Genomic DNA, 14824 nt, shown 5'->3' on the forward strand with positions numbered 1-14824 from the left:
GCATGTTAGTATTCCTTACATTTCTTTCGACGGGCATTCCGTCGAAGAAACGAAGGAATACCCGTGCGTTAGAACAGTCGCGGCGTACCGACCCAGACCACCACCGACTCGATCTTCGCGGTGTTGACCCAGCTGTGCGGGACCGTCGACTGATAGTGCGAACTGTCGCCGGCCTGCAGGACGAACGTCTTGCCTTCCAGCGTCAGCGACACTTCCCCTTCAATCACGTACAGGAACTCCTCTCCTGCATGTGTCGTCACCTCCGACCGTTTCTGCCCCGGCGGCATCCTCACGAGGATCGCCTCCAGCTGGCGCCCTTCGGACACGTTGGTCAGCCTCGCGAACAGGTTCGCCGAATCGGCAAACCCGAAGAAGCGCAACTGATCGCCTCGGCAAACCGAGCGTTCCTCGCTCGGCGTATCCACGAAGTACTGCACCGTCACACCGAGCGCGTGCGCGATACCGGCCAGCGACGTCAGCGACGGCGACGCGAGCCCGCGCTCGACTTGAGACAGAAACGGCTTCGAAATCCCCGCGGCGGTAGCCGTGTCGTCGAGCGTGCGCTTCAGACGTTGGCGCAACGCGCGAATCTTGCTGCCGAGTGCGACAGCGTCTGCCGATCGCGAGTTTTCAGTGGGGGGAACCATAGCAGGCCGAAAAGTGGTCGTCAAAAAATGTTTGATGGAAAGTAACTAAGTTAATACGAGATAGCTTAATCTTCGGGTTCGCACACGCCTTCGGCGTTGAGCCCGGTGCACTAAACAGGGCCCGAAGCGAGCGAAACGACGCGCTATCTTGCCAGACTCGCCGGCTTCACAGGCAAGCTGCAAGCGGCTCTCCGGGAATCTGCGGAGAACGGGCGTCAAGCTTACAAGTAGATGATGAGACAAATGTTCCTGAAAGCTGCTGCCACATCGGGAGTTTCCCTAGGTGGCGCGGACCTGACGCACCGGACCGGCAAACGTTACCATTCGCGCGCCGGTCGGGGCCGCGCTCCGCCTTGTCGGGCGGAGTCCGACCCCGGCCCGGGCCAACCGCCCGACTGCTCCATCGCCGACGCAAGCCTACCCGGCCACAGTGCTCCGGCGCCAGTTCGACCCCCATGGCGACGCGCGATCCGCGCCGTCCGTTTCAAACGAGATTGATGATGCACGCACCTGTTTCACAGACCCGATCGTTCACGACGGTCTTCCTCATCGAAATGTGGGAGCGCTTCGGCTACTACGGCATGGCCGCGCTTCTGGTCCTCTTCATGGTCGACCGCCTCGGCTTCACCGACAGCCACGCGAACCTGACCTGGGGGGCGTTCACCGCACTCGTCTACGCCGCGCCGTCAATCGGCGGCTGGATCGGCGACAAGGTGCTCGGCGCGCGCCGCACGATGATCATCGGCGCGTCCGTGCTGTGCGCCGGCTACCTGATGCTCGCGGTGCCGAACGATCACCTGGCGTACATGTACGCATCGCTCGGCGTGATCGTCGTCGGCAACGGCCTGTTCAAGGCCAACGCGGCAAACCTCGTGCGCCGCATTTACGAAGGCGACGACGCGCGCATCGACAGCGCGTTCACGATCTATTACATGGCGGTCAACATCGGCTCGACGGTGTCGATGCTCGCGACGCCGTGGATCAAGGATCACTGGGGTTGGCACACCGCGTTCGCGGTCTGCTGCGGCGGCATGCTGCTCGCGATCCTCAACTTCATGCTGATGCACCGCACGCTCGCGCACATCGGCTCGCAGCCGGACGACGAACCGATCCGCTGGAAGCGCCTCGGCGCGGTCGCGGCCGGCGGCGTCGCGCTCGCGCTGATCACGCTGTACGTGCTGCAGCACAAGCAGCTCGCGGTCGCCAGCGTGTGGACGGCCGCGTTCGCGATCCTCGCGATCTTCGCGTACATGATCGCGAAGTCGGAGCGCTCGGAGCGCGCGGGCCTGATCGCGGCGCTCGTGCTGATCGGCCAGGTGATCCTGTTCTTCATCTTCTACGTGCAGATGTCGACGTCGCTGACGCTGTTCGCGCTGCGCAACGTCGACCCGCGCTTCATGCTGTTCGGCACGACGCTGTTCACGTGGAGCGCCGCGCAGTTCCAGGCGCTGAACCCGATCTGGATCATGCTGCTGAGCCCGGTGCTCGTGTGGGTCTACAACGCCGTCGCGAAGGGCGGCCGCGACCTGCCGGTCGCCGCGAAGTACGCGCTCGGTTTCGGCGCGGTCGCCGCGGGCTACCTGGTGTTCACGATCAGCGGCCGCTATGCGGTCGACGGCCGCGTGTCGTCGTGGTTCATGGTGTGGGGCTACGGCCTGTACTCGCTCGGCGAGCTGCTGGTCAGCGGCCTCGGCCTCGCGATGATCGCCCGCTACGTGCCGGCGCGCATGAGCGGCTTCATGATGGGCGCGTATTTCGTCGCGACGGGCGTGTCGCAGTATCTGGGCAGCGTCGTCGCGAACTTCGCGCAGATGCCGTCGCACGAACTGCCGGCCACCGAATCGCTGCCGCTCTACCTGTCGCTGTTCGAGAAGCTCGGCTGGCTCGCCGCGATCGGCATGCTGCTCGCGCTGCTGCTGCTGCCGCTGATGAACCGCCTGTCGCGCCAGCATCAGCGCTGCACGGAAGAGCGCCGCGAGGAAGCGCTGCAGGCGCAGGTCGCGGCCGCGCAGTAAGTACTATCCCTCGGCGTGCGGCTTGCACGCCACATTCTCCCGCCAGGTGCGCGAACGCGTCCTACACTGGTTGCAGGCAATGCATCCGCTTCGCGAGATGCGCACTGGTGGGAGAGCACGATGAAAAGCAAAACGACGCGACTTTTGCGGATCCTGTCGGACATCCGGCACGCGCAGCGCTGCACCGCGATGCGCGCCGCCCGGGCCGCGGCCGAAGCCGACGCGGTCCTCGCGGAGCGCGACGACCCGGCGCAGGACCAACGCGACGACGCCGAAGCCGACGACGCAACCGCCCCGCCCCGCTCCCGTATCGGCTCACCTCACTGACGCCGCGCGGCGCCTGCCGCGCCGCATGCCCCTCGCTCGCGCCTACGCCACCGCGCCACGCCATCGCGCGATCCACGTTCCCGAACCGGCCACCGCCATCATCAGCCCAAGCGCGCACGCGTCGGCCACGAGGCCCACGCCGACATGCCGCAGATCGGCGCTGCGCACGACCGGATGCAGCAACGAATCGATCACGAGCGAGATCGCCGCGCCCGCGACGAAGCAGATCAGCCCGCGCTGGCCGACCGCGACGACGGGCCGCACGCCCTGCGCGATCCGCGCGATCCAGCCGAAGCGCACGCAATCGGCCATCAGCCACGCGACGGCCGCGAAGCTCACGACACGCGGCAGCGCGAGATCGCGCTTGAGCACGCCTTCGGGCACCGGCAGCCCCGAGAACAGCTTGTAGCTCGCGCAGCCGAGCACGATCGCGCACGCGAGCCCGGTCGCCGCGGCGCCCCAGCGGCCGAGCGCGATGTGCCGGTAGAACGGCTGGCAGCGCGCGAGCACGCCGGCGACGAACATCAGTTGCCATGCAAACGGATTGAAGCTCCAGCGGAAGCCGTCGGTATCGAGCAGCTCCGGGCCGAGCCATCCCGCCGCGAGCCACGACGCGGCGCTGATCGCGACGAGCAGCCACGGCTGGCGTCGCGCGAACGGCACCAGCACCGGCGACGCGAGCGCGAACAGCACGTACATCGGCAGCACCGACGCGAGATACGGCTGGCGCTGGAACGTCAGCAGCTCGGCTGCGCCCGTGAGCGGCGACGCGAGCATCACGCTGACGTCGTCGAGCGCGAGGTTCGGCGCATCGATGCCGTAGTGGTCGAGCACGGCCGACACGACGAGCATCAGCGTCGACGTCGCGAGAAACGCGCGGTAGATCTGCATCGCGCGCCGCACGAAACGCCGTTGCGCGGCGCGCGCGCCGTGCCGCTCGGCGATCGCGCCGTACGCGCTCGCGGTCGCGAAGCCGCCGAGGAACACGAACACCTCGGCCGCATCGCACAGTGCGAACGCATGCAGCGTCACGCGCGACAGCACGCTCGCGCCGATGTGATCGACGACGATCATCAACAGCACGAGCCCGCGGAAGAAATCGACTTCGATCAGGCGGCCGCTGCGCGACGACTGCACCGTGGCGGAGTGCAGCGGGCTCAACGACATGAGCGCACCTGTGCGGCGGCGGTGCGCCGCGCACCGGAGAAGGGATCGGGAAAAAGCAGGCGAGCGCGATCGGCGGCGATACGCGTATGCTCGCATCGCGCCAACCCGGCCGGCCCGGCACGGAGGTGGTTCATTGAAAAGCTGCATACGAAGGGAAGTCGGTCAGATCAGTTTAATGACCGATCGGGGGAGACCCTAAGTAACAAAATGCAACCGAATCTTCTCTTCGATTACAAGCGCGCGCGTTGCGCGGCGAAGCAGGCAGCGTCGCCAGATTCGCGTCAGCGCGGCGCCAGTTGACGGTCAGTATCGACGGATTCGGCAGGGAAACGAGCGCTTTTCGATGGTCGACGATGCACGCGATGCGCGGCACGTTCCGCACGGCCGGCACATCGCGACGATGCGGTTAGCCGCGCGCGGGCAGGCGCCGCATCAGCATCGCGCTGTGCCACGCGGTCAGCGCGACGGCGACCCAGATCGGCCCGTACGTCGCGAGCTGCGCGACGCTGAGCGTCTCGCCGAGCAGCAGCAGCGACACCACGACGAGCAGCACGGGCTCGACGTAGCCGAGAATGCCGAACAGCGCCATCGGCAGCATCCGGCTCGCCTTCAGATAGCTCGCGAGCGCGAGCGTGCTGAGGATGCCGAGCCCCGGCAGCAACGCGGCCCACAGCAGCGGATGGCCGTCGACGCGCGTCGCGCTCGTCGCGACCATCGCCAGCGCGATCGGGCACAGCAGCACGATCTCGATCGCGAAGGCGGCCAGCGAATCGGCGTTGATGCGCCGGCGCAGCACGAAATACGGCGGATAGCCGAGCGCGACGACCAGCGTCGGCCACGCGAACGCGCGCGTCGTCCACACCTCGTGCGCGACGCCGAGCGCCGCGCACGCGACCGCCGCCCATTGCAGCGGGTCGAGCCGTTCGTGATAGTAGAAGCGGCCGACGAGCACCATCGTCAGCGGCAGCAGGAAATAGCCGAGCGACACTTCGAGCATGCGGCCGTGCAGCGGCGCCCACAGGAACAGCCACAGCTGCACGCCGAGCAGCGCCGCGCTCGCCGGCAGCGCGATCAGCAAGCGCCAGTCGCGCGCACCGCGCCGCGCAAGCTCGACGAGCGCCGGCCAGCGGCCGCGCAGCGCGATCAGCGCGAGCGCGCCCGGTGCGGTCCACACCACGCGCCACGCGAAGATGTCGAGCCCCGTGAGCGGCGCGAGCAGTTTCGCGTAAACCGACATCAACGCGAACAGCGTCGACGCCATCACCGACAGCGTGAGGCCGCGCCCGACTTCCGGATACCCCGTCACGATCGTGCCGTGCCGCTTACTGCTGCTGAAAGCGCTCGAAGCGCCGCTCGGTCGGGCGTTCCTCGAACGTCACCTCGGTCACGCGCGCGGCGGGCGGCCCGTGACGCAGCCATGCGAGCATCCGGTCGATCTGCGCGCCGGGCCCCTGGATCATCGCCTCGACGGTGCCGTCCTCGAGATTCGCGACCCAGCCGCGCAGCTTCAGCGCATGCGCCTCGCGCACCGTCGCATGACGAAAGCCGACGCCCTGCACGACGCCGCGCACCCGCACGTAGTAGGTCTCGATCCGTTCGTCCAGTTCATTGCGGCTCATCGCGTCGCCCTCCCGTTGCATTCAAGCCCGGCATTGTAGTCGCGTCGGCCGCTTCGCACACGCGCCGGCCGGGCGTCGCCGCGCACGCCGACCACGTACAATCTCGCCGATGCCCAACCGCCGCGCCGCGCGCGCGGCCCTGAAGGAAACGCATGACTGATACTTCCCGCGATCTCGTTCTCGTCACCGGCGCGTCCGGTTTCGTCGGCTCGGCCGTCGCGCGCATCGCGCAGCAGAAAGGCTATGCGGTGCGCGTGCTCGTGCGCCCGACCAGCCCGCGCACGAACGTCGCGGATCTCGATGCCGAGATCGTCACCGGCGACATGCGCGACGAGGCGTCGATGCGCGCCGCGCTGCGCGGCGTGCGCTACCTGCTGCACGTGGCGGCCGACTACCGGCTGTGGGCGCCCGACCCCGACGAGATCGAGCGCGCGAACCTCGAAGGCGCGGTCGCGACGATGCGCGCCGCCCGCGCGGAAGGCGTCGAGCGGATCGTCTACACGAGCAGCGTCGCGACGCTGAAGGTGACGAGCGCCGGCGACCCGTCCGACGAGAACCGGCCGCTCACGGCCGAGCAAGCGATCGGCGTCTACAAGCGCAGCAAGGTGCTCGCGGAGCGCGCGGTCGAGCGGATGATCGCCGACGAAGGGCTGCCCGCCGTGATCGTCAATCCGTCGACGCCGATCGGCCCGCGCGACGTCAAGCCGACGCCGACCGGCCGCATCATCGTCGAGGCCGCGCTCGGCAAGATTCCCGCGTTCGTCGACACGGGGCTGAACCTCGTGCACGTCGACGACGTCGCGCACGGCCATTTCCTCGCGCTCGAGCGCGGCCGGATCGGCGAGCGCTACATCCTCGGCGGCGAGAACCTGCCGCTGCAGCAGATGCTCGCGGACATCGCGCAGATGACGGGCCGCAAGGCGCCGACGATCGCGCTGCCGCGCTGGCCGCTGTACCCGCTCGCGGTCGGCGCCGAAGCGGTCGCGAAGTTCACGAAGAAGGAGCCGTTCGTCACCGTGGACGGGCTGCGGATGTCGAAGAACAAGATGTATTTCACGTCCGCGAAGGCCGAGCGCGAGCTCGGCTACCGTGCGCGCCCGTACCGCGAGGGGCTGCGCGATGCGCTGGACTGGTTCGGCTCGGCGGGCTACCTGAAGTAACACAAAGCGGCGCATCTCGCGCCGCTTCGCGCACTTTGTTACACGTCGCGCGCGGACCGGTATCGGCGCAGCGGTTAAAATCGCGGGTCTTACGCAGAGAAGACACGCATGAACCTGAACGATCAGATCGCTTCGCTCGCCACGGGCGTCGATCAGCTCCTCCACGATCACCACGCCGCCCAGCAGGCGGCCCGCAGCGCGGAAGCCTTCGCGCGCGCCGCGGCGGCGGAAGCCCGGGCCGCGGCCGAGCGTCACGCGGCGGCGGAAGCCGAAGCGCAGGCCGCCGCGCAGCGCCACACGGCCGCTGCCGCCGATGCCGAAGCCGCGCAGCGGCGCCACGCCGACGCCACCGCCGCCGCCGAAGCGGCCGCCCAACGTCATACGGATGCAGCCGCGCAAGCCGAAGCCGCTTCCCAGCGCCATGCGGAAGCCACCGCGCTGACCGAGGCGCTCGCGCAACGTCACGCGGATGCCGAAGCCGCGTCGCAGCGCCACGCGGCGGCGATCGCCGAAGCCGAGGCCGCCGCGCAGCGTCATCACGCCGCCGCGACCGAAGCCGAAGCGGCCGCGCAACGCCATGCCGCGGCGACCGCCGAAGCCGAAGCCGCCGCGAAGCGCCATGCGGAAGCGACCGCCGAAGCCGAAGCCGCCGCACAACGCCACGCGGCCGCGATCGCCGAGGCCGAGGCGCTCGCTCAGCGTCACACGCAGGCGCTCGCCGACACGCAGGCGGCCGCCCAGCGTCACGCCGAAGCCACCGCCGAGGCCGAAGCCATCACGCGGCGTCACGCCGAAGCGATCGCCCAGGCCGAAGCCGCCGCGCAACGCCACGCCGAAGCCACCGCCGAAGCCGAAGCCATTACGCGGCGTCATACCGAAGCGATCGCCCAGGCCGAAGCGGCCGCGCAGCACCACGCGAAGGCTGTCGCCGACGCCGAAGCGCTGGTCGAGGCCGTCGTCAAGGAAGCCGCGACGAGTGCGGTTACCGCCTCGGCCGCGACAGCCGACGTCGTCGAGCCGGCAGCGGCGGCGCAAGCGCCCGTAAACGAGGCCGCGCCAGCGGTGACCGAAGCGGCCGAAACGGTCGAAGCGGTCGAAGCAGCCGCCGCCCCGGCCGATACCGAGACCGCACCGGTCCCGGCAGCACAAGCCGAAATCGCGGTTGAAGCCGGCACCGCTGCCGCGCCGGCCGACAAGGCGACGCTGCACGTCGCGCGCCCGTCCCAGAATGAACTCACGCTGACCATCAACGGCGAATCGATCACGCTGCATCCGGAGCAACTGGGCCAGTTGATCGAGGAACTCGCGCACGCGCGCGCGTCGATGCAGCCGGAGCCGCCGCCCGGCATTCCGGCCGGCTGGCGTTTCGTGACGACGAAGAACCCGATGATGGCCGTGCAGAAGCAGTCGAACGGCGACCGCCTGCTGGTCGCCCGCCATACGGGCTACGGCTGGGTGCCGTTCACGTTCTCGCCGGACGTCGTGATCCAGATGTACATGATGCTGACGCAGCGGTAAGCGCGCGCGTCGGCTGAAACCGGCCGGAAAGCAAACAGCCCGAATCGGCTTGCGTCGATCCGGGCTGTGTGTTTTCAGCGTTCCGGTTTATCGGGACGGCCGGTATCCGCCGTTGATGGTCAGCGCTCCACCGGCGCCTGCACGCGCGCCTTCCACTGGCCGCCCTTGCCGCGCCAGTAACGCCACGCGGACGCGAACGTCGCGCCGACGTAGAACAGCGCGACGAGCGGCAGCGCGGGCGCCCACAGCGGCGAGCGACGGTAGTAGCGCAGCATCGGCGCATACGCGGCGCACATCGACGCCCACGCGAGCCACGCCGGCCACGCGCGCGCGCCGTAGGCGAGCGCGGCGACGGGCGGCACCAGGTAGATGATCGTCATCCCGAGCAGCGTGCCTGCCAGCAGCAGCGGCGAATAGTGAAGTTGCGTGAACGCGGTGCGCGCGATCATGTTCCAGATGTCGCGCCAGCTGTCGTACGGGCGCAGCGACACGCTGCGATCGGCGAGATCGAGCCGGATCGGATGGCGGCCGCTGCCGCGATGCTTGATCTGCGCGGCGAGGCTGCAGTCGTCGATCAGCGCGCCGCGAATCGATTCGATGCCGCCCGCTTCCTCGAGCGCCGTGCGCTTCACGAGCATGCAGCCGCCGGCCGCGCCGGCCGTCCGGTTGCGCGGGTCGTTGATCCACGAGAACGGGTACAGCTTCGCGAAGAAGAACACGAACGCCGGGATCAGCGCCTTTTCCCAGAACGAGTCGCAGCGCAGCCGCACCATCAGCGACACGAGATCGCGATTCTCGGCCTGTGCGCGCGTGACGAGCTGCGCGACGGCGTCGGGCGGATGGCCGATGTCGGCATCCGTCAGCAGCAGGTAGTCGGCCGGCAGGCCGAGCGTCTGCACCGCCGCGATCCCCTGCGACTGCGCCCACACCTTGCCCGACCAGCCGGCCGGCAGCGGCTTCGCGCTCAGCGCCGTCAGCCGGTCGGCGCGGTTGATCGCGAGCGCGGCCGCGCGGGCCGCATCGGCGGTGCCGTCGTCGCTGTGGTCGTCGACGATGATCAGATGGAACTCGCCCGGATAATCCTGCTCGAGCAGCGAAGTCGCCGCACGGGCGATCACGTCGGCTTCGTTGCGCGCCGGCACGACCGCCACGACGGCCGGCCAGCCGGCTTCGGCCGCGGCGCCGCGGGCGTCGGGCGGCAGCGGCCGCGCGGGCTGCGCGCGCCAGAAGCCGCCGCGCGCGACGAGCAGCACGATCCAGATCACCAGCGACAGGCCGGACACCAGGAAAGCGATCGCCAGCATCATCGGCCTGCCTCCCGCCGGGCGCCGGCTTCGACGGCACGAATAAGGGTCGGAAACGAAACACCCAAACCCGCACGGGCGAGCGGGCAATACGCGTAAGAATCGACGGTCATCGAATGGCCTTGAAATGAGCGCGATGGCGGGCAGCCGGAGCGGCCGACCGCGAAACCGCGCAGTTTACCGGGTTCCGCGCGCGCCAGCGCCGACGCAGCTCTCCCGCAATTGCAACGGTTCGACACGGCACCGAAGCAAGGACGGCGCGATAGGGTTAAAATGCGCGATTAATTCGGGGTTCCGGGGCCTGGCCGGCCGGTTCGTTCCTGCCTTCATAACATCAAGCCGGGGCGAGCAAGCGTGTGCCAGCGCCTCGAACCCCGGTGTCTGTCGTCGGAGTTCGCTCACTTATGCGAGTCATCCTTGCCCAGCCCCGCGGCTTCTGTGCGGGGGTTGTCCGTGCGATCGAGATCGTCGATCGCGCGCTGCAACAGCACGGTGCGCCGGTCTATGTGCGTCACGAGATCGTGCATAACCGGCATGTCGTCGAAAATCTGCGTAATAAAGGGGCACGATTCGTTGAGGAACTCGACGAGGTGCCACACGGCGCCGTCGCGATCTTCAGCGCGCACGGTGTCGCCCAGACGGTCGAGCACGACGCGCAAGCGCGCGGGCTCGACGTGCTCGACGCAACCTGCCCGCTCGTCACGAAAGTGCACGTGCAGGGCCGCCAGTACGTCGCGGCGGGCCGCCGGCTGATCCTGATCGGCCACGCGGGCCACCCGGAAGTCGAGGGTACGATCGGCCAGATTCCGGCCGAGGTGATCCTCGTGCAGAGCGAAGCCGAAGTCGATACGCTGACGCTGCCCGTCGATACGCCGGTCGCGTACATCACGCAGACCACGCTCTCGGTCGACGACACGCGCGGCATCATCGAAGCGCTGCAGCGCCGGTTCACCGACCTCGTCGGCCCGGACACGCGCGACATCTGCTATGCCACGCAGAATCGCCAGGCCGCCGTGCGCGAGCTGAGCGAACAGGTCGACGTGCTGCTCGTCGTCGGTGCGACGAACAGCTCGAACTCGAACCGCCTGCGCGAGATCGGCACCGAAAGCGGCGTGCCGAGCTATCTCGTCGCCGACGGCTCGGAAGTGAAACCCGAATGGTTCGCGGGCGTGCAGACGGTCGGCCTGACCGCCGGGGCGTCGGCGCCCGAGGAAATGGTCGAGGATGTAATCGGCGCGCTGCGCGCGCTGGGGCCCGTCGATGTCGCGACGATGGCGGGCCGTGAAGAAAAAGTCGAATTCAAGTTGCCGGCGAAGCTCACGCAAGCTGTCGCCCGCGAAGTTTAAGGAGGACATCCCTTGTCTATTCCGCTGCTCCAGCAAGTCCGTGTCGGCGCCTACATCGTGCGCCAGCACCTGTCCGGCAACAAACGCTATCCGCTCGCGCTGATGCTCGAGCCGCTGTTCCGCTGCAACCTCGCGTGCAACGGTTGCGGCAAGATCGACTATCCGGATCCGATCCTGAACCAGCGTCTTTCGGTCGAGGAATGCCTGCAGGCCGTCGACGAGTGCGGCGCGCCCGTCGTGTCGATCGCCGGCGGCGAGCCGCTGCTCCACAAGGAGATGCCGGAAATCGTCAAGGGCATCATGAAGCGCAAGAAGTTCGTGTACCTGTGCACGAACGCGCTCCTGATGGAAAAGAAGATGGACGACTACCAGCCGAGCCCGTATTTCGTCTGGTCGGTCCACCTCGACGGCGACAAGGACATGCACGACCATTCCGTGTCGCAGGAAGGCGTGTACGACAAGGCGGTCGCGGCGATCAAGGAAGCGAAGCGCCGCGGCTTCCGCGTGAACATCAACTGCACGCTGTTCAACGATGCGATCCCCGAGCGCGTCGCGAAGTTCTTCGACACGCTGGGCCCGATCGGCGTCGACGGCATCACCGTGTCGCCGGGCTATGCATACGAGCGCGCGCCGGATCAGCAGCACTTCCTGAACCGCGACAAGACGAAGAACCTGTTCCGCGAAATCCTGAAGCGCGGCGAAGGCGGCAAGCGCTGGTCGTTCAGCCAGTCGTCGCTGTTCCTCGACTTCCTGGCCGGCAACCAGACGTACAAGTGCACGCCGTGGGGCAACCCGGCGCGTACGGTGTTCGGCTGGCAGAAGCCGTGCTATCTGGTCGGCGAAGGTTACGTGAAGACCTTCAAGGAACTGATGGAAACGACCGAGTGGGACAACTACGGCGTCGGCAACTACGAGAAGTGCGCGGACTGCATGGTCCACTGCGGCTTCGAGGCCACGGCCGTGATGGACACGATCTCCAACCCGCTGAAGGCGCTGCGCGTGAGCCGCAAGGGCATCAAGACCGACGGCCCGTTCGCACCGGACATCTCGATCGCGAAGCAGCGTCCGGCCGAGTACGTGTTCTCGCGCCACGTCGAGATCAAGCTCGAGGAAATCCAGCGCGCCGGCAAGGGCAAGCTGCAGAAGCCGGCGAAGTCGGCGACGGCCGCTTAAGCAAGTTGCGCCGTGCGAAGGTTCGCGCCTTCGCAGCGGTCACGCATCGAAAAGCGCCACGGAGTTCGCTCCGTGGCGCTTTTTGTTTTGGCGGACGCCGAGTCACGCATTGCGCTTGCGCGCCTGCGCGCAGAGGCGCGCCGTCGATTGCCTAGCTTCGCGACTCCGCCGCGGCGATCAGTTGCCACGCGGTCGGCCCCGGATCGAGCAGCGGGTCGGACGGCGGATCGAGATCGTGCGGATGCGCTTCCTCGGACGGCAACGTCTGCGCTTTCGCAATACCGATTTCGTCGCCGCACACGGTGCATCGATAGATGCCCGCCACCGTCACCTTGCTGCCCGGCGGCAGGTTCTCGCTGAATGCGCGGCCACTTCCGCACGTGAAGTAGCCGCCGCTCCTGTATAGCGCCATCGCTCCTCCCTGACTGAAACGAATACGTTCGCGTCGACACGCACGTTCGTCGTCAACGCGAGGATGAATCGTCGTCGCCCGGCTCGCCGGGGTTCCAGTCATGTCATTAGACGGCACGCGGCCGCGCGATGAAATGAGACGCGTATGAAACACGGCCCGCGGGCCGCCACTCAATGCAGAACGGCCGGCGCCCGCATCTTCGCCGCGGCCTGCGCGACCAGCCCCGGCTGTTCGGCTGAAGCGAAAGTGCAGACATGACGCCACAGCTCCGCCAGCCGATGGCGCGTGAGCGTCGCGACGCATGCGTCGTTCGCCGCGAGCACACGTTCGAGCACCGCGCATTCGTCGTCGTGCAACGTCCAGGCACCGCTTTGCGCAGCGCGCGCCACGCTCGCGTCCAGCACGCGCTCCGCGTCGACGCACAGGTCGATGGTCGCGTCGGGCGAGACCGCATCGTCGAGCGCGAGGAACACCAGATACACGCTCGTGCGCAACCGCATCAGCAACGCTTCGCTACCGTGCTCGCCGCGCAGCGCGACCAGCGCCATATGGCATTTCAGCGAGATGTCGCGTGCATGCGCGGGCGGCAGCGGCAGCAGCCATTCGCGCGTCAACGGCGGATGGCGGCGGCCTTTCCGGGCAACCTTCATGATTCGCCCTCGCTCGCGGACGCGCCGTCCTCCGCCGACCCGGGCCACACACTGCGGCACACGACAGCGCTGCGGCCCGCGTCGCGCAGGGTGTTCGCCCGATGTCGCATGCCGTGCACATCGGCGCGCCGTCGCGTCGCGCACGCTTGCGGCAGCCTGCGTATCGCCGACACACGCAACACGCCGCACCATCGGTCGGGGCATGCCATGTTCGTTTCCTGCGTCAAAACGTGTTCTCGCCCTTCAGGTAGTACGCGGTTTTCACGAAGAACGCCTTCACCGGATGGCCGCTCTGCGCGTCGCGGGCCGCCCGCGCTTCCATCGCGGCCTTTTCGTCGCGCCACCGGTCGGGCATCGGGTTGTTCACGCGCTCGAGCGCCCGCTGCATCGCGAGCGGGTAGTTCTGGTTGCCGGCCGCCGTCGCGCGATAGCCGGCACGCGTCATCTGCATCAGTTGCACATCGGTTTCGGCACGCGCCGCCGACCAGGTCAACGGCGCGGCATGCGGCGTGTCGCCGGCACCGATCGACTGCGCGAAGCCGACGGCCGGCAGCGCAGCGAGTGCGCAGGAAAGAACGGCAACGGGAACGAGGGATCGCATAGTGGCCTCCAGATGGTTGTCCCCGCATCGATCCATCATCGATGCGTTGAAATCATCGTATGTCGGGGCGCATGTCGCTTGAATAGCCGAATCCGCAATTGTTATTTTCAGCCGCGCATTCGACGTGCGGACGGCGCCGCTCGCGAATCCCGTCGAAATGGAATTTCTTTATTTCATTCAACGATCTGATCGGATTTTTATCGGCGATTCGACGGGTGCTCATTCCGCTCCTTCGATTTCGGAAATGACGTGTTGCCTGTGCGATTCCGGTCGCTGTGCCCGCCCACAAGGCGTCGGCGTGATATCGCGCATGCGGATACTGCCGAGACGGCCTCATCGGATCAGCCGATTCTTCGATATAGGACAAATCATCTGCATCGGCTTGCCGGATTGAGACACGACGCAATCGGCGAGGACGCGCGATAATCACGCATCGGCCGTTTCGCACGGCATCTCTGGCATTCCCCTTTTTTAATCGAGTCTCTCCATGGCCGACTTCGACACTACCGCCATCGACAGCTGGCACGCGCACGTCTATTTCGATGCGGCGAGCCGCGACGCGGCCTGGGCGTTTCGCCAGGTCGTCGACGCGCGGTTCGGCGCGGCCATCGAACTCGGGCGCTTTCACGAACGCCTCGTCGGCCCGCATCCGGCCTGGTCGTACCAGATCGCGTTCGGCGCCGCGCGATTCGACGACATCGTGCCGTGGCTCGTGCTGAATCACGGCGCGCTCGACATCTTCCTGCATCCGAATACCGGCGATGACCTGCGCGACCATCGCGATTGCGCGGTGTGGATCGGCAAGTCGCATGAGCTGAACCTCGGCGCGCTGGGCGGCTGAGGGCCTCCGGACCGAGAGGTCCGCGGAGGGAGGGGCTCGCAGGC

General features: G+C 67.6%; 16 protein-coding genes. 7 read left to right on the top strand and 9 right to left on the bottom strand.

Annotated elements, in window-relative coordinates; genetic code table 11:
• Positions 1-68 precede the first annotated feature (68 nt).
• Positions 69-647: a cupin domain-containing protein gene (locus WS61_RS05065; protein WP_011548888.1), complete on the bottom strand. Its 579-nt coding sequence runs from the start codon at positions 645-647 to the stop codon at positions 69-71.
• A gap of 497 nt (positions 648-1144) precedes the next feature.
• On the opposite strand from WS61_RS05065, the gene WS61_RS05070 reads away from it, so the two are divergent.
• Complete coding sequence (locus WS61_RS05070) at positions 1145-2662, top strand: peptide MFS transporter (protein ID WP_059499628.1); 1518 nt, start codon at positions 1145-1147, stop codon at positions 2660-2662.
• A gap of 120 nt (positions 2663-2782) precedes the next feature.
• Complete coding sequence (locus WS61_RS05075) at positions 2783-2989, top strand: hypothetical protein (protein ID WP_059499525.1); 207 nt, start codon at positions 2783-2785, stop codon at positions 2987-2989.
• A gap of 42 nt (positions 2990-3031) precedes the next feature.
• Here the strand turns inward: WS61_RS05075 and WS61_RS05080 are convergent, their stop codons facing one another.
• From WS61_RS05080 to WS61_RS05090, 3 genes are all read right to left on the bottom strand, one after another.
• Complete coding sequence (locus WS61_RS05080) at positions 3032-4156, bottom strand: OpgC domain-containing protein (protein ID WP_059499526.1); 1125 nt, start codon at positions 4154-4156, stop codon at positions 3032-3034.
• A 406-nt stretch (positions 4157-4562) separates the two neighbouring features.
• Positions 4563-5462, bottom strand: coding sequence for an EamA family transporter RarD (rarD, locus tag WS61_RS05085; protein WP_059499527.1), 900 nt, complete (start codon positions 5460-5462; stop codon positions 4563-4565).
• A gap of 16 nt (positions 5463-5478) precedes the next feature.
• On the bottom strand, positions 5479-5775 hold the full coding sequence (locus WS61_RS05090) for an acylphosphatase (protein WP_059499629.1): 297 nt from the start codon (positions 5773-5775) through the stop codon (positions 5479-5481).
• 152 nt (positions 5776-5927) lie between these two features.
• Between WS61_RS05090 and hpnA the strand changes: the two genes are divergently transcribed.
• Together hpnA and WS61_RS05100 are read left to right on the top strand one after the other, a co-directional pair.
• The gene (gene hpnA, locus WS61_RS05095; protein ID WP_011353724.1) at positions 5928-6935 is read left to right on the top strand and encodes a hopanoid-associated sugar epimerase; all 1008 of its coding nucleotides are present in this window, start codon (positions 5928-5930) and stop codon (positions 6933-6935) included.
• Positions 6936-7043: 108 nt separating this feature from the next.
• Positions 7044-8453, top strand: coding sequence for a hypothetical protein (locus tag WS61_RS05100; protein WP_059499528.1), 1410 nt, complete (start codon positions 7044-7046; stop codon positions 8451-8453).
• Between the two features lie 119 nt (positions 8454-8572).
• Here WS61_RS05100 and WS61_RS05105 read toward each other — a convergent pair whose 3' ends face one another.
• Complete coding sequence (locus tag WS61_RS05105) at positions 8573-9760, bottom strand: glycosyltransferase (RefSeq protein WP_059499529.1); 1188 nt, start codon at positions 9758-9760, stop codon at positions 8573-8575.
• 401 nt (positions 9761-10161) lie between these two features.
• Here WS61_RS05105 and ispH point away from each other — a divergent pair, with 401 nt between their 5' ends.
• Entirely contained in the window at positions 10162-11103 is a 942-nt protein-coding gene (gene ispH / locus WS61_RS05110) for a 4-hydroxy-3-methylbut-2-enyl diphosphate reductase (RefSeq protein ID WP_034205903.1), read from the top strand.
• A gap of 12 nt (positions 11104-11115) precedes the next feature.
• Positions 11116-12276 (top strand): adenosyl-hopene transferase HpnH, encoded by a 1161-nt coding sequence (gene hpnH / locus WS61_RS05115; RefSeq protein WP_006480287.1) that lies wholly within the window; start codon positions 11116-11118, stop codon positions 12274-12276.
• Between the two features lie 151 nt (positions 12277-12427).
• Here hpnH and WS61_RS05120 read toward each other — a convergent pair whose 3' ends face one another.
• The 4 genes from WS61_RS05120 to WS61_RS34700 all read right to left on the bottom strand — a co-directional run bounded on the left by WS61_RS05120 (position 12428) and on the right by WS61_RS34700 (position 14162).
• A complete protein-coding gene (locus tag WS61_RS05120) occupies positions 12428-12688 on the bottom strand; it encodes a hypothetical protein (RefSeq protein WP_006485063.1) in 261 nt (86 codons plus the stop codon).
• A 170-nt stretch (positions 12689-12858) separates the two neighbouring features.
• On the bottom strand, positions 12859-13338 hold the full coding sequence (locus WS61_RS05125; protein ID WP_059499530.1) for a hypothetical protein: 480 nt from the start codon (positions 13336-13338) through the stop codon (positions 12859-12861).
• 223 nt (positions 13339-13561) lie between these two features.
• The gene (locus WS61_RS05130; RefSeq protein WP_059499531.1) at positions 13562-13939 is read right to left on the bottom strand and encodes a hypothetical protein; all 378 of its coding nucleotides are present in this window, start codon (positions 13937-13939) and stop codon (positions 13562-13564) included.
• A 52-nt stretch (positions 13940-13991) separates the two neighbouring features.
• Entirely contained in the window at positions 13992-14162 is a 171-nt protein-coding gene (locus tag WS61_RS34700; protein ID WP_157692677.1) for a hypothetical protein, read from the bottom strand.
• A gap of 264 nt (positions 14163-14426) precedes the next feature.
• Between WS61_RS34700 and WS61_RS05135 the strand changes: the two genes are divergently transcribed.
• On the top strand, positions 14427-14780 hold the full coding sequence (locus WS61_RS05135; RefSeq protein ID WP_059499532.1) for a DOPA 4,5-dioxygenase family protein: 354 nt from the start codon (positions 14427-14429) through the stop codon (positions 14778-14780).
• Positions 14781-14824: the final 44 nt, after the last annotated feature.

Origin of the sequence: Burkholderia sp. ABCPW 11 (assembly GCF_001523445.1) — a bacterium.
Lineage (GTDB): Bacteria > Pseudomonadota > Gammaproteobacteria > Burkholderiales > Burkholderiaceae > Burkholderia.